The following is a 21490-nucleotide window of genomic DNA, read 5'->3' on the forward strand; positions in this document are numbered from 1 at the left end:
CTGGCCTTCCCGCATGGAACGACCCGTCACGATCGAGGCCGACCTCGCCGTCGTAGGTGCAGGAGGAGCCGGGCTGTACACGGCCCTCACCGCCGCTGCCGCCGGCGCGCGCGTCGCGCTCGTCTCCGCCACCCCGCTCGCCGAATCGTCCAGCTACTGGGCCCAGGGCGGCCTCGCCGCCGCGCTCGCGATCGACGACAGCCCAGAACGCCATCTGGAGGACACGCTCACGTCCGGGCGCGGCACGACGAAGCTCAGCGCCGCGCAGGCGCTGACGAACGAGGCGCCGGACGTGGTCCACGACCTCGAACGACTCGGCGTCCACTTCGACGCCGACCGCCGCGGGCGCCTCGCGCTCGGCCTGGAGGGCGGCCACAGCGTGCGCCGGATCGTCCACGCGGGCGGCTCGGCGACCGGCCGGCGCGTCTCGCGGCAGCTGTCCGCGCTGGCCGCCGCGGACGACCGCATCGAGGTGCTGGAGGAGAGCCGCGCGACCGCGGTGCTGACGCTCGACGGCCGCGCCGCCGGCGTGCGCCTGCACGACGGGCGGCTCGTCGTCGCGCGCGCCGTCGTGCTCGCGACCGGCGGCGCCGCGGCGATGTGGTCGCGCTCGACCAACCCGGTCGGCGCGACCGGCAGCGGGATGCTGCTGGCGCAGCGCGCCGGCGCGGCGCTGGCGGACCTCGAGATGGTCCAGTTCCACCCGACCGCGGTCGCCGGCGTCGACGGCGCCGACAGCTTCCTCGTGACCGAGGCGGTCCGCGGCGAGGGCGCGCTGCTGCTCGACGCCGACGGCGAGCGTTTCGTCGACGAGCTGCTGCCGCGCGACGCCGTCTCGCGCGCCGTCGCGCGCAAGATGATCGAGACCGGCGCGCCGTCGGTCGGACTCGACATGCGCGCGATCGACCCCGACCTCTTCCCCAACGTCGTCTCGGTGCTGCGCAGAGCGGGTCTCGATCCGACGCGGGACCTGATCCCCGTCGCCCCCGCCGCGCACTACATGATGGGCGGGATCGCGACCGATCTGCACGGGCGCTCGACGCTGCCGGCGCTGTACGCGGTCGGCGAGTGCGCCTGCACCGGCCTGCACGGCGCCAACCGGCTCGCCTCCAACTCGCTCAGCGAATGCTTCGTGTTCGGCCGTCGCGCGGCGCAGGCCGCGCTCGACGAGCCGGCGCTGACCGGCACGCCGCTGCCGCCGCCCTCCAGCCCGCCGCCGAGGCTGACGGCGGCCAGCCGCGAGGCGCTGTGGCACGAGGCCGGGATCGAGCGCGACGCCGACGGACTGCGCAAGCTGCTCGACGACGAGCACCCGCTCGTCCGACTGGTCGCCGCGAGCGCGCTCGCGCGCGAGGAGAGCCGCGGCGCGCACCAGCGACGCGACTTCCCCCGGGTCAACGCGGACCTCGACGGGCACCACACCGTCGTCACGAGCGACGCTGCACCGTCGCTCGTGTTCTGGCGCTGACATTCCCTGTCACAACAGCAGACGAACGTGCACGTTCACGGTCTCTTCGCGTACCATCTCTCAAGCGAACGCAAACGTTTCGACTTAACATGGGGTTAATAGATCCATGGCCTGAGCTTCACAAGGCGATGGGATGCTGGGCTTGCAACAAGGAGCACGGCACGGGGATCTGAGAAGGAGAGAACCAGCGTCATGTATCGCTTCAGTCGAGCGATCTATCGCGAGCTTGCGAGCGAGATCGTCGAGGGGCCGACCACTGCGGCCACCATCAACAACCACGAGCGCGTATTGAAGGCGTGCGAGAGCGCGATCGAGCGGCTTGCCACCGATCGCCACTACTTCGCGCGGCCGGCGCGCACGTTGTTTCACGACATCCGCCCGTACTTCCCGATGTCGGCACAGGCACGGATATGCCATGTGATCGACCGCTACATCAGCTGCGCGGACGAGTTCCTCTCGCGCCAGCCGATGACGGGCTACGACCTTGCGGGGAACCCCCTTCAATGTAGGGCCACGACCCGCAAGGGAACGGCCTGTCAACGGATGCCGCTGCCGCACAACGGCTACTGCCCGTCACACCAGCACCTCGCCGAGACCGAGGTCGCCGAGCGCGAGGCTGCGCTCGCGGCCGCGTAGGTCCCGCAGCGAGCCCCACCCGACAGCACGGCGCCGCGCCGGATAGCGTGCGCGGCGCGATGCTGCTGGGAGTCGACGTCGGCGGAACCTTTACGGACGCCGTCCTGTTCGGGGACGGTCTGCTGGTCACCGCCAAGTCGCCGACGACGCCGCAGGACCAGTCGCTCGGCGTGATGGCCGCCGTCGACGCCGTATTGCGGCGCGCGCAGCGCAGCGCCGCCGACGTGAGCAGCTTCGCGCACGGCATGACCGTCGCGACGAACGCGCTGCTGGAAGGCAGATCCGCCCGCACCGCGCTGATCGCGACAGAGGGTTTCGCCGATCTCGTCGAACTCGGCCGCCAGGCACGCGCGGACCTCTACCGCCTCTGCGCCGCCCACCCCGCCCCGCTCGTCGGACGCGACCTGCGCTTCGAGGCGCCGGAGCGGATGACGCCCGACGGGCCGCTGCGCGCGCTCTCGGCCGCGGACGCCGCCGCGCTGGCCGAGCGGATCGCCGCCGCCGATCCCGAGGCGGTCGCCGTCGTGCTGCTGCACGCCTACCGCCATCCCGCGCACGAACTGGCGCTGCGCGACGCGCTGTTGGCGGCGATGCCGGGCGTGCACGTGTCGCTCTCGCACGAGGTCGTCGGCACCTTCCGCGAGTACGAGCGCGCGGCGACGACGGAGATCGACGCCGCGCTGTCGCCGCTCGTCGGCCGCTACCTGCGCCGGCTCGCCGAGCGCGCCGCGGCGGCGGGCCTGCCGGAGCCGGCGATCATGCAGTCCAACGGCGGCCTGATCGACCTCGCGGCGGCCGCAGGGCATGCCTCCTGGACGGTCCTCTCCGGGCCCGCCGGCGGCGCGGAGGGCGCGGCGTTCGCTGCCGCGGCGGCCGACGTCGAGCGGGCGCTCTGCTTCGACATGGGCGGAACCTCGTGCGACGTCTGCGTCGTGGACGACGGCGCGGTCGCAGAGGCTGGCGCGGGCGCGATCGCCGGGCGCCCGATCGCGCTGCCGACGCTGGACGTGCACACGGTCGGCGCCGGCGGCGGCTCGATCGCGTGGCGCGACGCGGGCGGTGCGCTGCGCGTCGGGCCGCGCTCGGCGGGCGCCGTGCCCGGACCCGCCTGCTACGGCCGCGGCGGCGTCGAGCCGACCGTGACGGACGCCAACCTGCTGCTCGGCTACCTGCCGCCCGACGCGCCGCTGGCCGGCGACGTCGCGCTCGACCTCGACGCGGCGCGACGCGCGGTCGGCGGCCTCGCCGACGCGCTCGGACTCGACCCGCTCGCGTGCGCGGAGGGGATCGTGCGGGTCGCGAACGCCGAGATGACGCGCGCGCTGCGGGTCGTGACGGTCGAGCGCGGGATCGACCCGCGCGACCACGCGCTCGTCGCGTTCGGCGGCGCCGGACCGCTGCACGCGGTCGCGATCGCGCGGGAGCTGGGGATCGACCGCGTGATCGCCCCGCGCGCCTCCGGCGTGCTGGCGGCCTTCGGCCTCGTCGTCGCCCCCCGCCGCCGCGACGCGCAGCGCAGCGTGCTGCGCACGGGCGAGGCGCTGAACGCGCAGGCGATCGCGCGCGACGTCGCCGAGCTCGCGTGCGCGGCACGCGCGGCGCTCGGTGCGGCGGCTCCGGCGGCGGGCGGCGGTGCGGCAGGCGGCGGTGCGGCGGGCGGCGCGTTCGCACGCGACGCCCTCGGCGCGGACGACGTCGAGATCGCCGCGACCTACGCGCTGCGCTACCGCGGCCAGGCGTTCGAGCTGGTCGTCGAGGCGTCCACCGAGCCGACGGTCGAGCAGTTGCGCGAAGCCTTCGAGAACGCGCACGAGAAGCGCTACGGCTACCGCGACGCGGCGCAGGAGATCGAGCTGGTGACGATTCGCGTGCGAGCGATGGTGGCGAGCCCGGTCGCCGACGGCGCAGAGCTGCCGACACCGGTTCCCGACGGCGACGACCGCGCGGCCCGTTCCGCCACGCGCCGGGCACGGCTCGACGGGAGCGACGTGGAACTCGCGGTCTGGCGGGGCGCGCTCCCGCCCGGACTGGAGGTCGCCGGCCCGGCGGTCTGCGAGCTGCCGGAGTCGACGCTGCTGGTGCCGGCCGGTTGGAGCGGACGCGTGATGGCCAGCGGCGCCGTCGAGCTGCGACGGGAGGCACGATGAGCGACGGGCTCGATCCGGTTCAGTTGCAGGTCGTCGTCGGCGCGCTGCGGGCGACGTGCGAGGAGATGGGCGCGGTGCTGATCCGCTCAGCGCACTCGGCCAACATCAAGGAGCGGCGCGACGCGTCGACGGCGCTGTTCGATCCCGACGGCGAGATGGTGATGCAGGCGGAGCACATCCCCGTCCACCTCGGCGCGATGCCGGCGGCGGTCGCGGCGGTGCTCGGCGAGCGCCACGAGCCCGGTCGTTCATGGGTCCTCAACGACCCCTACCGCGGCGGCACGCACCTGCCCGACATCACGGTCATCACGCCCGTGTTCGAGCGAGACGGCGAGAGCGGCCCCGGCGCACTGCTCGGCTTCGCCGCCAACCGCGCCCACCATGCCGACGTCGGCGGTCCGACGCCCGGGTCGATGCCGGCCGACAGCAGGACGCTCGCGGACGAGGGGGTCGTGATCTCGCCGCAGCCGCTCGACGCGGAGGCGATCGAGCGGCTCGTGGTGCAGATGCGCCAGCCCGACCAGCGCCGCGCCGACCTGCGCGCGCAGCTCGCCGCCAACCGCGCCGGCGCGCTGCGGCTCGCCGAGCTGGCGCGCACGACCGGCGTCGCGGTCCTGCGCGCCGCGATGGCCGAGGTGCTCGACTACGCCGAGCGGCGAGCGCGCGCCTGCATCGCTGCGCTGCCTGACGGGACGCGGACCGCGCACGACGTGCTCGAAGGGCCCGACGGCGACATCCCGCTGACGCTGCGAGCGACCGTCGACGGCGACCGGCTCGTGCTCGACTTCGCCGGCAGCGCGCCGCAGCACGACGGCAACCTCAACTGCCCGCTCGCCGTCACGCGCTCGGCCTGCTACTTCGCGGTCCGCGTCCTGACCGATCCCGACATCCCGCCCAGTGCCGGCGCCTACCGCCCGATCGAGGTGCTCGCGCCGGAGGGCTCGCTGCTGAACGCGCGCTCGCCGGCCGCCGTCGTCGCCGGCAACGTCGAGACCTCCTCGCGCGTCGCGGACCTCGTGCTGGCCGCGTTCGGGCGCGCGCTCGGCCAGGGCACGATGAACAACCTGACGCTCGGCACCGAGCAGTTCACCTACTACGAGACGCTCGGCGGCGGCCAGGGCGCCTGCCCCGACGCGGACGGACCGAGCGCGGTCCACGTCGCGATGTCGAACACGCTCAACACGCCGGTCGAGGCGCTCGAGCTGGAGTTCCCGTTGCGCGTCGTCACGTACGCGGTGCGACGCGGCTCGGGCGGCGACGGCGAGTTCCGCGGCGGCGAGGGGATCGTGCGCGAACTGGAGGCGCTCTCGCCGATGACGTGGTCGCTGATCAGCGAGCGGCGCGAGCACGCACCGCCCGGCGCCGCGGGCGGCGGCCCAGGCGCGCGCGGTCGCAACCTGCTCGACGGCGAGCCGGTCGCGGCGAAGGCCCGCGGCACGCTGCAGCCGGGCGCGCGACTGCGGATCGAGACGCCTGGCGGCGGCGGTCAGGGAACGCCGCCGTCCCCGTCCAGTCCGCCTGATTGACCCGGCCGACCGCCTCAGCTCGCGGAAAAGCGTTCCCGCAAGTCGTGAAACGGCCGTGAAAAAGCATCAATTTGCAGGGGAATTTGGGGATTCCTAGGGTCTTGCGTAGAATGGAGTTCCCGCCGCGAAATGTTGCATCCTCGCGTAAACGGGCATATACGCATCCTCTCCCCTCCCCCGGAACTATGCCGATTGCTTTCAAAGAATGGGCCGTGACTGTGCGCGCGCTTGCCGAAGGCGAGCAACTCGTAACACTGCGCAAGGGCGGCATCCGCGAACAAGAGAAGCATTTCAGACTCGATCACGAGCGCTTCTTCCTGTACCCCACGTTCGATCACCAGCGCCGCGACCTGGTTCGCGAGTCTCACCAGCCCGAGATGGCGCGGGCGCTGGAAGAAGGCGTGTGGCCGGAAGGCGAGCCGCCCCCGCACGCGCTGACGCGTGACGGCGAGATACCGCAGCCCGACCGCGTGAGGATTCGTGCGTGGGCCGAGGTCGCCGACCACTGGACGATCACCGATCGCCGAGCTGTCGACGCGCTGTCGCCGTTCTACGTGTGGACGCCCGACTACGCCGAGAAGCGTCTCGCGTGGAAGAGCCGCCACCCGCTGCACGTCGTGTTGCTGCGCACGTACCGCATCCCCCGTCCCGTGACCGTCAAGGTCCGTGACGACTACGGCGGATGTCGTTCGTGGCTGGAGATCACCCGCGATCTGCCCTTCGAGGGCACGCCGGTCCTCTCCGACGACGAGTTCGAGCGCGCCTCCGAGGAGATCCGCTCGATCGTCAACGGTCGCGTCCCCGCGCTCGTCTAAGCAGTTCCAGTGCCCCGTCGCGGTGACGCGCCGGCTGCCGGCATCGAACAGATCCTGGTCAGGGGCACCGCCGGCCCGAAGCGTCCCGGTATCGAGACGATCTTCGGGGCCGGTGGTCGCGCCCTCGCGATCGGCATCGGCGGTGGCGGCGACGTGGTTGGTGCGTTCGCCGTTGCCGAGTGCTGCCGCGCGCTCGGCGGCGACGCCGTCATCGGCGGAATCACGTGGGAGCGGCGTCCGATCGACCCGCTGCCAGGCGCTCGTCGCATCGACGAGCTGACCGACGCCGAGGTGATCCACCCGGCGATCGCACTCGCGGGCGCCGACACGCGCGGCCCGGGCGGCTTCCTCTTCGCCGAGTCGCACATGTCCGGTCTGCTCGGCTCGCAGGTCGTCCTGGTCGACCCCAATCCCGGCCCCGTTGTGGTCGCGGACGGCATCGCGGCAGCGGTCGCGCACTTCGAGTGCGATCTCGTCGTGCTGCTCGACGTCGGGGGCGACGTGCTCGCGCACGGCCACGAGGCGGGGCTCGCGAGCCCGCTCTGCGACGCCGTCATGCTCGCGACCGCGCCGCTCTTGCAGGCGCGTGGGATCGATGTCGTCGCCGCACTGTTCGGCGCCGGCTGCGACGCCGAGCTGACGCCGGCCGAGGTGCTGGAGCGCGTCGCCGAGGTCTCCGCCGCCGGCGGCCTGCTCGGCGTCTGGGGCCTGACGCAGCCGTCGATCGCACGGCTGGACCGAGCGCTCGCGGTCGTCCCGACGGAGGCGAGCGCGCAGGCCGTCGAATGCGCGCGCGGCGCCTTCGGCCCGCTGGCGATCCGCAACGGCCGCCGCACCGTCGAGCGCACGCCCGCCGGTGCGTTGACGTTCTTCTTCGACCCCGCCGCAACGATCGCCTCCGCCGCGCGCTGCACCAGAGCGGTGCTGCACGCGAGCGACCTGCTCGACGCCCAGGCGATCCTGTCCGAGCTGGGCATCCGCACCGAGCTCGACTACGAACGCGAAGCGGCCGCCGGGCTGATCTGAGCAGAACGGCGGGTCGCGCCGCGCGCTCCAGGCTCGCGCGCCGCCGGTCGCGCGCAGCCGCCGCTTGCGCCGCCCCCTCCCAGCGCGCTTGAATAGGGAATCGGTCGCCGCCTCCGTCATCTCGCGCCGCTGCTGCTCGGCGCTGCCGTGCTCGCGGCCGGCTCCAGCGCCGCGCTCGCCGCGCCGCCGGTCCCGACGCCGCATCGCGCAGGCGACTACGGGACGTTCCGCGACATCCTGCCGCCCGGCACCAACGGCGCCGCCAACCGCGACCAGCTGCTCGCGTTCCTCGGCAGCGGCGCGCGGCCGCCGCACAACGACGACCAGCTCGGCCGCTACGCCCGCCTCGTCGCGACGCCGCCGCCGCTCGCGTTCAAGCCCGCGGCGCTGAACGACCTCTTCAAGGACGCGAGCTTCGGCGTCAGAGCCGGCGACGTCGGGCGCACCTACAGCCCGCGCGACGACGTCACGGTCGTGCGCGACGCACGGTACGGCGTGCCGCACGTCTACGGCTCCACGCGCGCCGGCACGATGTTCGGCGCCGGCTACACCGCCGCCGAGGACCGCCTCTTCTTCATCGACGTGCTGCGCCACCTCGGCCGCGCGCAGCTGGCCTCGTTCGCCGGCGGCTCGGCCGGCAACGTCGCGATGGACCGCGAGCAGTGGCGCGCCGCGCCCTACAGCGAGCAGGATCTGACCGACCAGCTGACCGCGCTCCCGCGCCGCTACGGCGCCGAGGGCCGGCGGCTGCTGTCCGATCTCGACGCCTACACCGCCGGCGTCAACGCGTTCATCGCGGTCGCCCGCAGCGACCCGTCGAAGATGCCGGGCGAGTACGGCTTCAGCGGACATCCCGACGGTCCGGAGCCGTGGAAGCCCGACGATGCGGTCGCGATCGCGTCGCTGGTCGGCGCGACGTTCGGCAACGGCGGCGGCGGCGAACTGGAGCAGGCGCAGCTGCTGGAGGGCTTCCGCGACCGCTTCGGCGCCAGACTCGGCACGCGCCTGTGGAGCGACTGGCGCACCTCGAACGACCCGGAGGCCCCGACGACCGTCCACGGCCGCAGCTTCCCGTACGACCAGCCGCAGCGCGCGCAGGCGAGAGGGAGCCTCGCGCTGCCCGATCGCGGGACGCTGCTCGAGATCGGTGAGAGCGCAGTCGCAAGTGACGCCGGCCTCCTCACCGCCCTGCCCGACGCGATGTCGAACGCGCTGGTCGTGTCCGCGAGACAGTCGAAGTCGGGGCATCCGCTCGCCGTCTTCGGGCCGCAGGTCGGGTACTTCTCGCCGCAGATCCTCGTCGAGCAGGAGCTGCACGGACCGGGGATCGATGCCGCCGGCGCCGCGTTCGCGGGGGTCAACATGTACGTCCAGCTCGGACGCGGACCCGACTACGCCTGGAGCGCGACCTCCGCCGGCCAGGACATCATCGACACGTTCGCGCTGCCGTTGTGCGAGCCGGGCGGCGGGCGCGCGACGCGGCGCAGCGACGGCTACCGGCTCGACGGCCGCTGCCGCCCGATGGAGACGCTGACGCGCACCGACGCGTGGACGCCGAGCTTCGCGGACCAGACGCCGGCCGGCTCGATCACGCTGCGCTCGCAGCGCACGCGGCGCGGGATCGTCGTCGCGCGCGCGGAGATCGGCGGGCGGCCGGTCGCCTACGTCGAGCGCCGCTCGACCTACAACCGCGAGCTCGACTCCGCGCGCGGCTTCGCCGCCTTCAACGACCCCGGCCGGATCCGCGACGCGCGCAGCTTCCAGCGCGCCGCCGCGCAGGTCGACTACACGTTCAACTGGTTCTACGTCGACGATCGCGACATCGCGTACTTCAACTCCGGCCTCAACCCGCAGCGACCGCGCGGCGTCGACGGCAACCTGCCGACGAGCGAGCGGTTCGGCTGGAAGCGGCTCGGCACGCCGTTCGGCGAGCACCCGCAGGCGCTCAACCAAGACGTGCTGACGAGCTGGAACAACAAGCAGGCGCCCGGCTACACGGCCGCCAACGGCCAGACCTTCGGCCCCGTCTACCGCTCGCAATCGCTCGACAGAGCGATCGCGAGACGCACGCGCGGCGGGCACGGGATCTCGCGCGGCGGGCTCGTCAGCGCGATGGCGGAGGCGGCGACCGTCGACCTGCGCGGCACGCAGGTGCTGCCGTGGGCGCTGCGCGTGCTCGGCACGCCGCGCGACCCGCAGCTGCGGCGCGCGGTCGGCGAGCTGCGCGCGTGGGTGCGCGACGGCGCGCACCGCCGCGCCACGCATCCCGGCGGCGCCTACGCCCACTCCGCCGCGATCCGGATCCTCGACGCGTGGTGGCCGCGCTGGCTGCGCGCGCAGTTCGGCCCGCTGCTCGGCACCCGCCTCTACGCGCAGCTCGCGGCGGCGATCCCGCAGGACGATCCCCCGCACGGCCGCCACGGCGAGCACCGCGGCTCGGCCTACCAGACGGGCTGGTACGGCTTCGCGCAGAAGGACCTGCGGACCGTGTTGAGAGCGCCGGTGCGCGGACGCTACGGACGGACCTACTGCGGCACGGCGCCGTCGGCACGCGGGGAGTCGGACGCGCGCTCACACCGGGGCTCGCTGCCCCGCTGCCGCGCCGTGCTGGAGCAGTCGCTGCGCGCGGCGCTCGCGGTGCCGGCGAGCACGCTCTACGCCGACCCGCTCTGCACGAGAGCGAGACGGCCCGCGTCGCAGACCTGCTTCGACGCGATTTCGTTCCAGGCGCTCGGCGGGATCACCCAGCCGCTGATCGCCTGGCAGAACCGCCCGACGTTCCAGCAGGTCGTCACGGTGCAGCGGCACCGGCCGCGCTGACATCATCTCCCCCGCATGGCTTGGGACGAGACGATCTCGGCCTCGTTCCGCGCCCGCCACGAGACGGCGGACGCGGATGACGCGGCCCGCATGCTCGACTCGCTCGAGCGCACGCGCGTGCGGCTCGACGTGCTGTTCCCCAGAACCGTCGCCGACGTCACCGTCGTCTTCCACAGATCGCCGCTGCTGCTGGACCTCGCGCACCCGCTCGTGCCGGTCGAGCGGCTGCTGACCGCCCCCGCCGCGCGCCGCTACGTCGTCGGCTCGGTGACCGCGCGCACGATCCACGTGCTCGCCCCCGCGGCGCTGTCGCAGCGCGCCTCGAAGGTCGACGGCTCGCGCGAGATGCTGCAGCGCGCGCCCGACGTGCTCTACGCCCGCCTCGTCGTCGGCGCCAACAACCGTCGCCTGCCGCCCCCCGCGACCCCGTCCGCGGTGCTGCACCGGCTGCGCTGGGCGTGGCTGGTGGAGGGCGCCGCGCGTTTCTTCGCCGGGCAGGTCGAGCACGCCAGACCGGCGATCGGCCGGCGGCTGCGCGAGGGTGGGCGCCCGGCGTTCCCGCCGAGCCTGCGCGACGCGGCGCTGCTGGGCGGCACGCTGCTTGACCTGCTCGCGCGCGAGGAGGGACCCGAGGCGGCGATGCGGCTTGCCTGCTACCTCGATCCGGAGGGTCCGGAGAAGGCGCTGCGCGACGCGTTCGGCGGACGCGACCTGGTCCACACCGAGGGCGCCTGGCGCTCGCACCTCGCGCGACTCGCCTCCGGCTACGTCTAGCGGCGACAGCACGGCGCCGATCCGCCGGCGGGCGCGACGGATTCGCGCCGCGGCTACAACTGCTCGATCACGAACGCGACGACCGCCACGACGACGATCGCCGCGACCATCCACAGCAGCAACTGCAGCGGCGACGGCCCGCGGCGGACCTCGGTCGGCAGCAGGTGCGCCTGCAGCAGCACGTCGCGCGAGGCCGAGATGCCGGAGCGCGGGACCATCACGTCGCGCGGTCCGGAGGCGAGGAAGTCAGGGACGTCGAAGCCCATGCTGCGGCGCAGAATGCTCGGCACGCCCTCCTCCAGCAGCAGCCCCTGGATGAACTCGCCCTCTATCTGATTTCTGACGCCGAGCACGCGCACCAGCTCGCCCTGCGCGTACTCGGGATTGACCTTGCCCGCGATGTCGTCGGGCGGGAGGGTCATCGCGCTACTGGACCACCAAGTGCGCTTCGCTGACGACGCCGTCGACGATTCTCCAGGCGCGCACGTCGGCGTCGGCGTTCGCGATCCCGACGATCACGTAGAGCGAGTCGGGATAGAAGGCGAGGTTGATATCCGTCTGCGACGGCTCGGGCGCCGTGCGCGTGTGCGAGTGGTAGATCGCACCGAGCTCGTGGCCGCCGTCCTCGATCGCATCGAGGATCTCGAGCTGCTGCCTGCCGTCGATCTCGTAGCGCAACGGACTGGCGGCGGTGTTCTCCGCCGGAAAGATTCTGACGGCGGAACCGTCGGCTGACGCGATCATGCCGCAGCACTCGTTCGGTGCTTCGGCACGGGCGTGGGCGATCAGCTGGTCGTAGAGCTCGCGGGCGATCTTCATCGCCCGCGATCCTACCTGTGCTGCGGAGCTTCCGTTAGGCGACGTCGCGCTCGCGCTCGGTGCGCACGGCGGTCAGCTCGCGCTCGTCGTCGTCGTCCTTGTTGACGCCGGCCAGCGAGTCCTTGAACTCTCGCATGCCCTTGCCGATCGATCTGCCGGCCTCGGGAAGCTTCTTCGGGCCGAGGATGATCAGCGCGATTACGAGGACGAGGATGATCTCCATCGGTCCGATCTGAGAGAACATGCGGGCTCTGCTCCTTCGTAGCTGAACCACCCGCCGCCGTGTCACGACGCGTACGGGCGATGCGGATGGGTTCTGTAAATGCTACCCCTGATGCGCAACGCGCGCGAGCGCGGATCACGGGATGGTCGCATCACCGGTCTCGAACGGTTCCGGAACGACCACTGCGGGGTCGCTGCTGAGCAGCCCTCGCAGGACCGTCGCGTGCTGCCCCTCGGCCGCCGTGATCTGCGTCGCGATCGCCAGCATGCGGCCGTCGCCGAGCTCGCGCACGGCCCCGAGATACAGCCGCAGCTGGGCATTCTCCAGCTCGATCGCGAAGCGCGCGACGTCGTCGACGGTCGCGAGCAGGTCGAGCGGGAGGCTCAGCCCCGCGCGCTCGCGGGCGCGCGCCAGCTCGGCGTCGGAGCGCGGCAGCGGCGGGATTCTGCCGCCGAGCGTGTCGAGCGCGCTCGTCAAGACCTCGGCGTGTTGGCGCTCCTGCGCGCCGAAGCGGCGCAGGATCCGCCGCACCGACGGCACCGGCGGCCCGTCGCGCAGCGCGAGCTCGTAGCTGGCGATTGCCACCTGCTCGAGCGTCAGCGCCTGCGCGATCACCGTCGCGTCGCCGCCGGCCTGCGCGAGCGTCGTCGCCCCGCCCACCTGCGCGAGCGCCCTGCCGCCGCCAGCCTGCGCGAGCGCGGTGCCGCCGCCCACCTGCGCGAGCGCGGACCCGCCGCCGGCCGCCGCGACCGTCGCGCCGCCCGCCGCCGCAGCCGCGAGCAGCTGGCGCCGGCTCACCGCGCCGCCGTCACGCGCCACCCCGCTCATCTTCCCCCCGTCACGAACGCCGTCGGGACCGGCCAGCGGCCCAGTCGCTGCAGCAGCACGGCGTCGTGCTCGGCCTCCACCGCGGCGATCGAGGCCGCGGTCGCGCGCAGCACCGGATCGGCCAGGCGCGGGACGATCTGGACGTAGACGGCGATCGTCTCCTGCTCGACGTCGTGCAGTATCCGCAGCACGTCGGCGGCGGTGCCCGGAAGGCCGAAGTCGTAGCTGGGCCGCGCGCCGACTGGCGTCGCGCCCACGCCGGCGATCAGCTGCTGCAGCCGCTCGACATGGCGGCGCTCCTGCTGCAGGAAGCGCTCGGCGTCAAGCAGCGCGGGCGGGTCCAGCAGGGGCAGGCCGGACGTGTACGCGGCGACCTGCAGATGCTCCGCGGCGAGCGCGCCGTTGAGCAGGTCGGCGTCGCCGCTGACGCCGACGGGGATGCGGCCGGGCGGCGCTGAGGACAGCCGTTCGGCGTCGTCGTCGATCGGGTCACCGCCGCAGCCGGCGAGCGCAGCCGCGCCGGAGGCCGCGACCGCCGCAGCCGGCACGCCGACGAGCGCCCCGCGCAGGAAGCTACGGCGCGAGGGCAGAGGGGAACTGGTGGGGCGGGCGGGCGGCCCTACCACCACACGGTCGAGTCGAGATTCTCGATCTCGTCGACCGGCCGGGTGTAGATCCCGGAGGAGAGGTACTTCCAGCCGTCGTCGCAGACGATGAAGACGACGTTGCCCTCGTCCAGCTCGTTGGCGATGCGGACCGCCACACGCGCGATCGCGCCGGAGGAGACACCGGCGAAGATGCCTTCCTCGTCGAGCAGCTTGCGCGTCCAGATGATCGCGTCGCGGTTGGTGACGAAGATCTTGCGGTCGAGCAGCGAGAGGTCGATGATCGGCGGGATGAAGCCGTCGTCGAGCGAGCGCAGGCCCTGCACGGGCTCGCCCTGCATCGGCTCCGCGGCGACGATCTTGACGGCATCGCCGAGCACCTCTTTGAAGCGACGGGCGTTACCCATCAGCGTGCCGCCCGTGCCGAGGCCGGCGACGAAGGCGCTGATCTCGTCGAGCTCCTCGAGGATCTCCAGCGCCGTGCCGTTGTAGTGCGCGAGCGGGTTCGCCTCGTTGCCGTACTGGTACGGCATGTAGTACTGCGGATCGCCCTCGGCCATCTGCAACGCCAGCTCGACGGCGCCGTTGGAGCCCTTCGAGCCGTCCGAGTAGACGATCTCGGCGCCGTACATCTGCAGCAGCTGCGTGCGCTCCGGCGTGACGTTGTCGGGCATCACGACCTTGAGTCTGTAGCCCTTGCGCTTGCAGATCATCGCGAGCGAGATGCCGGTGTTGCCGGAGGTCGGCTCGAGGATCGTCTGGCCGGGCTTGATCGCGCCTCTGGCCTCCGCATCCTCGATCAGCGAGCGTGCGACGCGGTCCTTGACCGAACCCGTCGGGTTGCTCGACTCCAGCTTGGCCCAGATGCGCACGCCGGGCTTCGGCGAGAGGCGCTTGAGCTCGACGAGCGGCGTGTTGCCGATCGCTTGGACGATGTCGCCGTAGCGACCGCCGCAGGGCTTGTTCTCGAGGCGTTCAGAAGCCATTACTTCACGGAGTGTAGCGGTGGGATGCAAGCGTGATCCGGGCGCGGTCAGCGCCCGGATCGCACCAGAACCTGCCTCAGCGGCCGCCAGCCATGGCCGGCAGGATGACGAGCGTGTCGCCCTCGCCGACAGCGGTCTGCAGGCCGTCGAGCACGCGCACGTCCTCGTCGTTGAGGTAGACGTTGACGTAGCGGTTCAGCTCGCCCTCGGCGGAGAACAGCTGCGACTGCGTCTGCGGGTGGTCGCTCGCGAGCGACTTGAGCACCTCACCGACGCTGGAGCCCTCAGCGCTGACGGTCTTCTCGCCGCCGACCGACGGGCGCAGGACCGGTGGAATCTTCACAGTTGCCATAGTTCGGTCAACCCTAACCGGCCGCGGCGCAGAACGCCTCGTAATCGGGGAACACGCCCATCTCGTCGTCGGTGATCGACTCCGGGTCGCGTGAGCAGACGGGGCAGTCCGGGTCACGGCGCACCTTCAGCTCCGTGAACGTCGCGCCGAGCGCTTCGTACAGCAGCAGGCGGCCGATCAGCGGCTCGCCCTCGCCGAGCACCAGCTTGACGACCTCGGTCGCCTGCAGCAGGCCCATCGTGCCGGGCAGCACGCCGAGCACGCCGTTGGCGCCGCACGACGGCGCCATGTCGGCCGGCGGCGGGGTCGGGTAGAGGCAGCGGTAGCAGGGGCCGTCGTACGGGGCGAAGACCGACAGCTGGCCGTCGAAGCCGAGGATCGAGGCCGACACGACCGGGATTCTCAGCCGCACGCTGGCGTCGTTGATCAGGTAGCGCGTGGGGAAGTTGTCGAGGCCGTCGACGATCACGTCGTAGCCCTCGATGATCTCCATCACGTTGGAGGCGTCGAGCCGGACCGGGTACTTGACGACTCTGACGTCGGAGTTGAGGTTCGCGATCGTCGCCTCGGCCGAGTCGACCTTCAGGTCGCCGACGCGGTCCTGCGTGTGGATCACCTGGCGCTGCAGGTTCGACAGGTCGACCGTGTCGTTGTCGACGATCCCGAGCGTGCCGATGCCGGCCGCCGCGAGGTAGAGCGCGGTCGGGGCGCCGAGGCCGCCGGCGCCGAGCAGCAGGACTCTCGCGTCGAGCAGCTTCAGCTGGCCCTCGGTGCCGACCTCGGACATCAGGATGTGACGCGAGTAGCGGTCGCGCTGCTCGGGCGTGAGTGTGCGCGGGACGTCGACCGAGTAGCCGCGGTCCTTCCACAGCGTGATGCCGCCGGTCATCGACTCGACGTTGGTGTAGCCGAGGTCCTCGCTCAGCGTGCGCGCGGCGTACGCCGAGCGGTTGCCGGAGGCGCAGTAGAGCACGACGTGGGCGTCGCGGTCAGGCACCACGCCCTCGATCCGCGACTCGAGGTAGGCACGCGGGACGTGTCTGGCACCGGGCAGGTGACCGACCGAGAACTCCTCGGTCTCGCGCACGTCGACGAGAACCGTGCCGTTGCCGAGCTGCTCGTGCACGGCCGCGGGATCCACCTCGTGGATCTGGCTCTTGATGTTGCGGAGCAGCTCCGCTCCGGACGGGCTCATCGGCAGAATCTCCTAAAAGGGGGTCGGCTTTTATCGCTTCAGAAAGGATAGCGGCCCGTTACGCTGTCTGGGTCGTGCCTGCCCGTCTGCGCCTCACGCTCCTCGTCACAACCGCCATTCTCGTCGCTGCGCTCGGCGGCGTGGTGGTGTTCGGCGGCGGCAGCGACGGCGCCTCCGACGCCAAGGGCGCCGACCCGACCGGCTTCCACGGGGCCGTGCGCCCGCCCGGTGCGCCGGTGCCCGACTTCCGCCTCAGAGACCAGGACGGCAAGCTCGCGACGATGGACCAGTACCGCGGCAGAACGGTCGTGCTGACGTTCATGTACTCGACCTGCGAGGACACCTGCCCGCTGGCCGCGCAATCGATCCGCGGCGCGCTCGACGACCTCGGCGAGGACCTGCCGGTGATCGCGGTCAGCGTCGACCCGAAAGACGACACGCCGTTCCACGTCGACAACTTCCTCGTGAAGCAGAGAATGAACGGGCGCATGCGCTTCCTCACGGGCACGCGCGCGCAACTGGAGCCGATCTGGAAGGCGTACGGGATCCAGCCGCAGGGCCAGGGCTTCGAGCACTCCGCCTCGACGGTCGTGATCGGCGCCGACGGCCAGCAGAGAGTCGGCTTCCTGACGAACCAGCTGACGCCCGACGGTCTCGCGGCCGACCTGCGCCGCGTGCAGCGCGAGAGCTGAGCGCCCGCGGCGCCCAGCTCTCACACGACCTCAGATCAGCTGCACTTCTGGTTCGGCGAGACCGCGTTCAGCGGGCCGTCGATGAACGGCGCGGCCTGGTCGAACGTGAAGGCCGCCTCGAACGGCCAGCCGCCCGACGGGCACTTGACCGTCTGGACGTACGGGACCTTCGTGCTCTTGCCGCCTCTTCTGACCGTCGTCGTCGCCTTGACGTCGACGTGGAAGTAGACGAGCGGCGCCCAGGCGGTGCCCGGGATGACCTCCTGCAGGTCCTGCGGGAGTCTCACGTTGAGCTTGTAGCCGTACTTGCCGGACGCCTTCACCAGTCTGCCGGTGATCGGCGCCGCGATCGGCAGCGGGTTGGTGCCGGCGACGTACAGCTGCAGCGTGTTGCCGGGGCTGTTGACCGCCGTCACTCTCAGCGTCTCCGGAACGCGCGTGCCGTTCAGGAAGCCGATCGCTCTCGCGGTGCCCTTGCCGACGATCGACCCTCTCGGGCACTTCGACAGGCTGCGGTTCGCGTTGATCGTCTGCAGCGAGCAGGTCGGGAACGCTCTGTTGTTGAACTCGACGCCCTTGCCGAACGAGACGGAGACGGTCTCCGTCGTCGCGGGCTCGGACGTCGGGCTCTGGATCGTGACGCCGATCGACGCGGCCTTCGGCGCTCTTGACGTACCTGACTTCGCCGGGGAGATGGTGACTCTCAGGTTCTGCACCATGTCCACCGGCTTCGGCGGATCAGCGGCCTGTGCCGAGGCCGCCGTGACGCCGAGCGCTGCCAGCGTGACCCCAGCGAGGGTCCGCCAACGGGGAAACGACATGCATCCTCCTCTTGGTACTGCGGTGCGGATGGGACTTGGGGGGGAATCTAGTTACAAACTCCCTCCCCGTGCCAGGGATTCGGGAGCAAGTGACAGATGTCCTCAATCGGACAACTGTAACCGCCGATGTCCAGCTCAGCTGGCGTGTTCGCCGTCGGCGCCGGCTCTTCTGGCCGCGTCGCGACGGCGCTGACGGACGGTGCTGACCGCCAACGCGCCAGCCAGCAGCAGCGCCGGCGCGGCGTAGACGATCGACACGTACCAGTGTCCGAGGTGAGCGAAGACGACGGTCATCGGTTGGCCGCCGAGATCAGCCAGAGGGCGAGGCACGTGAAGGAGACCATCACGGCCAGCATCCACAGTTGCGAGCGGATCGCGGCGCGTCCACCACGGTAGAGGGCGAGCGCCCGGTCGTGTGCCAGCACGAGCGCGCCGATGTGTCCGAGGACGATCACGATCACCTGGAGATACCAGATCCCGGTCGCGGAGATCACCGTGTAGTCGATCGTCCAGTCCGCGGTGCCGAGCAGGTTGGAGCCGTCGCCGAGCGGGTCCGACAGCAGGAAGCCGAGCGCCTGGCCCTGGTAGATCAGCAGCGAGGCGTAGTGGGCGAGCGCGTAGGCGAGCGCGATCGGGACGAGCGTGTGCGCGAATGCGTGCGACAGCTCGCGCGGGCTGCGCTCGCGGTCGACCGTGCGCATGCCGAGGATCCCGACCCGGTAGACGAGCGCGGCCAGCAGGATGCAGGCGATCAGCCCGACCGTGAAGGCCGCCTCCCCCGCCGCCGTCAGGCTCATCCCGAGGTCGGCGAAGACATCCTGCAGGTGCGGCGCCAGATCGGTCCACAGCGGCCCGCCGGAGGCGCCGTCGAACGTCGTCGAACCGATCGTCGCGCACAGCAGCGCGACGGTTCCCGGCAGCACCTCCAGCGACGGCAGCCCGTCGAGCGGGCGGCGCAGGTGGAGGACGCCGTCGCGGCGGACGAACGGGGCGATGCGCGCGAACAGGCCGAAGAAGACGCCGAAGCCGTCGCCGCGACGGCTCCACGGCTCGATCCCCCAGACGCTCATGCCGATCAGCTGCAGCGCCGCGTAGACGAGCGCCAGCGTCGCCAGCAGGCTCGGCGTGTCGCGGTCGACCGAGACCAGCTCCAGCCACGCGAACGCGACGATCGTGAGCACGGCGGGCCAGTGGCCGAGCCAGCGCGGATAGGCGAGCGGTTCGGGGAGGGCCTCCTCGTCGTTGCCACGACGGGCTTGCGAGGTGATCCACGCCGCCGCGCGTGCGAGCGCGCGCCAGGGGCTGAGCAGGCGGAAGACGTCGCCGAACAGCATCGAGGCGACGACGAGGCCGACCCAGAAGACGACGTAGACGGCGGTCGGAGCGAAGTTCGCGGTCGGCACCTCGGTGCCGGCGAAGCCGCTCACGACGAGCAGCACGAAGAACGCGATCCCGACCGCGCCGAGGATCACGTCGGCCGACGCCCCGAGCGGCATCAGCCGCCGCTCGCGCGGCTGCTGCAGGCGCGGCTGCGGCCACAGCAGCCCGAGTGCCGCGAACGAGACGACCAGCACGATCGCGGCAGCCCACGCGAACAGCCAGGTCGGCAGCGGGAGGTCGGCCTTGCCGACGAGGCCGTGGGCGGAGGCCGGAGCGGGTGGGAGCACCAACAGCGCGACGACGACGAGCGCAGCGAACTGCCGGAGACGGGAGAGGCGGATCATGGGGAGCGGCCGGCCGCGCGGGGCGCCGACGAGACCGGCGATTCTACGCGGCGCTACCCTTCCGGGCCGAATGCGCCCGCCAGTAGAAGCCGAGATCCTCGCCCCTTCCTTCCCCGGCCTGGCCAGATGGGTCAACGTCGCGACGCTGCGGATGGACAAGCAGCTCGGGCGTCCCGTGCTGGTCGAGTTCTGGGACTTCTGCCGCGTCAACTCGCTGCGCACGATCCCGTATCTGCAGGCGTGGCACGAGCGCTACGCCGACGACGGGCTGCGCGTGATCGGCATCCACGCGTCCGGCTTCGAGGCGTCGGCCGACATCGACGAGGTGCGCGCGGCCGTCGAGCGGCTCGGGATCACGTACCCGGTCCTGATCGACGCGGAGCTGAAGGCCGCCGAGGCGTACGGGATCGAGGGCTGGCCGAGCCGCTACCTGTGGGACAGAGAGAGCCGGCTGTTCGACTTCCACTTCGGCGAGGGCGCCTACGCCGACACCGAGCTGGCGATCCAGGAGCTGCTCGGCGTCGAGCGCGAGCTGGTCGCGCCGGTGCGGGCGACCGACGAGCCGGGCATCCTGCTGCCGGCGCAGACGGCCGACCAGTTCGGCGCCTGGTCAGGCCCCTACGAGGCCGGCGGCGTCTGGGCGGTGCTGAGCGGCAGCGGCGTCGTGCACGCCAACGGCAACGAGATCGCCGTCACGCATCCGGGCTGCTATCCGCTGATCGAGCACGAGCACCACACGACCGGCGTGCTCGAGCTGAGAGTCGGCGACGGCGTCAGCTGCGAAGCGGTCTGCTTCACGCCGGGCATCGCGCCGACCGACTGACCCGCGCGGGCCCCGCCCCAGCTCACTCCCCGGCCAGCTCCCCCCACGTCCGCTCGCCCAGCAGCGACAGCAGCTCGGGCGGCGCGGTCGAGTCGTGCTCGACGCGGATCGCGCGGCCGGGCCAGTATGGGCTCTGGTACGGGACTCTGCTGAGGAAGTGGCGCTCGAAGACCCACGTGCCCGTGTTGTGCAGCCGCACGGGTCCGTCACCGCGCCAGACGGACGGGTCGTCGCCCGGCAGCGGGCCGGCGCGGTGGGTGTGGCCGAAGATCACGTGCGGGGCGCCGATGCCGAGCGCGGTCGCGGCGTCGGCCATCGCCCGCGCGCCCGCGACGCCGAGCGCTCTGCCCGAGATGTCGGCCTTCACGGGCCCGATCCCGGTGCGGTTGATCGCGGCGACGCCGAGCGGGAAGGCGGCCGCGAGCGCGCGCCGGCGCAGCGGCCGGTGGCCGTCGCCGGCGAGCGTGCTCCAGACCTTCACGCTGATGCCCTGAGTGCCGGCAGCACCGCGTCCCCCTGCGCCGCCCGTGCGGGCGCCTGCTCCGCCGCTGGCGCCGCCCTCGCCCGCACCGCCGTCGCCGCCACCAGCATGCTGCGCGAGCGCGTATGACCACGCGTAGATCGGTGCCAGCGCCGCCTCGTAGTCGTCGGGCCCCGCGCCGTGCGCGGCCGGCCGGCCGACGATCCGGCCCATCACGCCCGCGCTGAGACGCTCGAAGGTCGGCACGGTGGTGTGGCGGTCGAGGTAGTGGCCGTGGGTCGCGTAGACGTCGTCGCGCAGCCAGACGCCGGGGTAGGCGAGCCGCAGCCGCGCCGGTGCGAGCCACGACGCGATCTGCGCGATCGCATCACCGTCCTCCCACGCCGCGTCCTGCTCCAGCCCCAACGCCGGCGGCTGTTCGTCGCGCCGCCGCCGCTCCAGCCACGGCGCGACGAGCGCGTGGTCGTGGTTGCCGGGTACGAGCACGACTTCAGCCACCCCACTCGCCCCCAGCTCCTCGAAGAACGGCCGCGAAGCCGCCAGCGCAACCCGCGCCGGCCCCTGCCGCAGCTCGACCGCGTCGCCCAGCAGCACGACGCGCTCGATCCCGTCCAACGCCTCAGACAGCGCCGCGCGCAGATCGGGCCGGCGCAGCAGGTCGCTGCCGCTGCGGTTGCCGAGGTGCAGATCCGAGATGACGAGCGTGGCAGCCACAGGCGCGCGGGCTCG

22 protein-coding genes are annotated in these 21490 nt (G+C 72.3%); 10 read left to right on the top strand and 12 right to left on the bottom strand.

Features of this window, described 5'->3' with window-relative positions:
• The first annotated feature begins 13 nt into the window (after positions 1-13).
• The 8 genes from Q7L65_RS02070 (at position 14) to Q7L65_RS02105 (ending at position 11212) form a co-directional block, all read left to right on the top strand.
• Positions 14-1468, top strand: coding sequence for an L-aspartate oxidase (locus tag Q7L65_RS02070; RefSeq protein ID WP_304718554.1), 1455 nt, complete (start codon positions 14-16; stop codon positions 1466-1468).
• Positions 1469-1660: 192 nt separating this feature from the next.
• Positions 1661-2104: a hypothetical protein gene (locus Q7L65_RS02075; RefSeq protein ID WP_304718555.1), complete on the top strand. Its 444-nt coding sequence runs from the start codon at positions 1661-1663 to the stop codon at positions 2102-2104.
• A 59-nt stretch (positions 2105-2163) separates the two neighbouring features.
• On the top strand, positions 2164-4251 hold the full coding sequence (locus Q7L65_RS02080; RefSeq protein ID WP_304718556.1) for a hydantoinase/oxoprolinase family protein: 2088 nt from the start codon (positions 2164-2166) through the stop codon (positions 4249-4251).
• Positions 4248-5777 (top strand): hydantoinase B/oxoprolinase family protein, encoded by a 1530-nt coding sequence (locus Q7L65_RS02085; protein WP_304718557.1) that lies wholly within the window; start codon positions 4248-4250, stop codon positions 5775-5777. Before Q7L65_RS02080 ends, Q7L65_RS02085 begins: the two co-directional genes overlap by 4 nt.
• A gap of 110 nt (positions 5778-5887) precedes the next feature.
• On the top strand, positions 5888-6592 hold the full coding sequence (locus Q7L65_RS02090; RefSeq protein WP_304718558.1) for a DUF1802 family protein: 705 nt from the start codon (positions 5888-5890) through the stop codon (positions 6590-6592).
• Between the two features lie 9 nt (positions 6593-6601).
• Positions 6602-7618, top strand: a complete 1017-nt coding sequence (locus Q7L65_RS02095; protein ID WP_304718559.1) for a DUF1152 domain-containing protein — start codon at positions 6602-6604, stop codon at positions 7616-7618.
• A gap of 147 nt (positions 7619-7765) precedes the next feature.
• Positions 7766-10438, top strand: coding sequence for a penicillin acylase family protein (locus Q7L65_RS02100; protein ID WP_304718560.1), 2673 nt, complete (start codon positions 7766-7768; stop codon positions 10436-10438).
• 15 nt (positions 10439-10453) lie between these two features.
• A complete protein-coding gene (locus Q7L65_RS02105) occupies positions 10454-11212 on the top strand; it encodes a hypothetical protein (protein ID WP_304718561.1) in 759 nt (252 codons plus the stop codon).
• Between the two features lie 53 nt (positions 11213-11265).
• On the opposite strand, the gene Q7L65_RS02110 is transcribed toward Q7L65_RS02105, so the two are convergent.
• The 8 genes from Q7L65_RS02110 to moeB all read right to left on the bottom strand — a co-directional run bounded on the left by Q7L65_RS02110 (position 11266) and on the right by moeB (position 16220).
• Complete coding sequence (locus Q7L65_RS02110; protein ID WP_304718562.1) at positions 11266-11634, bottom strand: hypothetical protein; 369 nt, start codon at positions 11632-11634, stop codon at positions 11266-11268.
• 4 nt (positions 11635-11638) lie between these two features.
• Complete coding sequence (locus Q7L65_RS02115; RefSeq protein ID WP_304718563.1) at positions 11639-12031, bottom strand: M67 family metallopeptidase; 393 nt, start codon at positions 12029-12031, stop codon at positions 11639-11641.
• Positions 12032-12065: 34 nt separating this feature from the next.
• The gene (locus Q7L65_RS02120) at positions 12066-12275 is read right to left on the bottom strand and encodes a twin-arginine translocase TatA/TatE family subunit (protein ID WP_304718564.1); all 210 of its coding nucleotides are present in this window, start codon (positions 12273-12275) and stop codon (positions 12066-12068) included.
• Between the two features lie 114 nt (positions 12276-12389).
• Entirely contained in the window at positions 12390-13082 is a 693-nt protein-coding gene (locus Q7L65_RS02125; RefSeq protein WP_304718565.1) for a ferritin-like domain-containing protein, read from the bottom strand.
• Positions 13079-13711 (bottom strand): ferritin-like domain-containing protein, encoded by a 633-nt coding sequence (locus Q7L65_RS02130; protein WP_304718566.1) that lies wholly within the window; start codon positions 13709-13711, stop codon positions 13079-13081. The genes Q7L65_RS02125 and Q7L65_RS02130 overlap by 4 nt, the downstream gene beginning before the upstream one ends.
• On the bottom strand, positions 13702-14673 hold the full coding sequence (locus tag Q7L65_RS02135; protein WP_304718567.1) for a PLP-dependent cysteine synthase family protein: 972 nt from the start codon (positions 14671-14673) through the stop codon (positions 13702-13704). The genes Q7L65_RS02130 and Q7L65_RS02135 overlap by 10 nt, the downstream gene beginning before the upstream one ends.
• 76 nt (positions 14674-14749) lie before the next feature.
• Entirely contained in the window at positions 14750-15025 is a 276-nt protein-coding gene (locus Q7L65_RS02140; protein ID WP_304718568.1) for a ubiquitin-like small modifier protein 1, read from the bottom strand.
• Between the two features lie 13 nt (positions 15026-15038).
• Positions 15039-16220 (bottom strand): molybdopterin-synthase adenylyltransferase MoeB, encoded by a 1182-nt coding sequence (moeB, locus tag Q7L65_RS02145; RefSeq protein WP_304718569.1) that lies wholly within the window; start codon positions 16218-16220, stop codon positions 15039-15041.
• A 74-nt stretch (positions 16221-16294) separates the two neighbouring features.
• On the opposite strand from moeB, the gene Q7L65_RS02150 reads away from it, so the two are divergent.
• Entirely contained in the window at positions 16295-16912 is a 618-nt protein-coding gene (locus Q7L65_RS02150; protein ID WP_304718570.1) for an SCO family protein, read from the top strand.
• A 35-nt stretch (positions 16913-16947) separates the two neighbouring features.
• On the opposite strand, the gene Q7L65_RS02155 is transcribed toward Q7L65_RS02150, so the two are convergent.
• The 3 genes from Q7L65_RS02155 to Q7L65_RS02165 form a co-directional block, all read right to left on the bottom strand.
• Positions 16948-17733 (bottom strand): hypothetical protein, encoded by a 786-nt coding sequence (locus Q7L65_RS02155; protein WP_304718571.1) that lies wholly within the window; start codon positions 17731-17733, stop codon positions 16948-16950.
• A gap of 135 nt (positions 17734-17868) precedes the next feature.
• Positions 17869-18027, bottom strand: coding sequence for a hypothetical protein (locus Q7L65_RS02160; protein ID WP_304718572.1), 159 nt, complete (start codon positions 18025-18027; stop codon positions 17869-17871).
• Entirely contained in the window at positions 18024-19457 is a 1434-nt protein-coding gene (locus Q7L65_RS02165) for a fenitrothion hydrolase (RefSeq protein ID WP_304718573.1), read from the bottom strand. Before Q7L65_RS02165 ends, Q7L65_RS02160 begins: the two co-directional genes overlap by 4 nt.
• A 70-nt stretch (positions 19458-19527) precedes the next feature.
• On the opposite strand from Q7L65_RS02165, the gene Q7L65_RS02170 reads away from it, so the two are divergent.
• Positions 19528-20280 (top strand): redoxin domain-containing protein, encoded by a 753-nt coding sequence (locus Q7L65_RS02170; RefSeq protein WP_304718574.1) that lies wholly within the window; start codon positions 19528-19530, stop codon positions 20278-20280.
• A gap of 22 nt (positions 20281-20302) precedes the next feature.
• Here Q7L65_RS02170 and Q7L65_RS02175 read toward each other — a convergent pair whose 3' ends face one another.
• On the bottom strand, positions 20303-21475 hold the full coding sequence (locus Q7L65_RS02175) for a metallophosphoesterase (RefSeq protein ID WP_304718575.1): 1173 nt from the start codon (positions 21473-21475) through the stop codon (positions 20303-20305).
• Positions 21476-21490 lie beyond the last annotated feature (15 nt).

The sequence above is a fragment of the Conexibacter sp. CPCC 206217 genome, from assembly GCF_030646165.1.
Lineage (GTDB): Bacteria > Actinomycetota > Thermoleophilia > Solirubrobacterales > Solirubrobacteraceae > Conexibacter.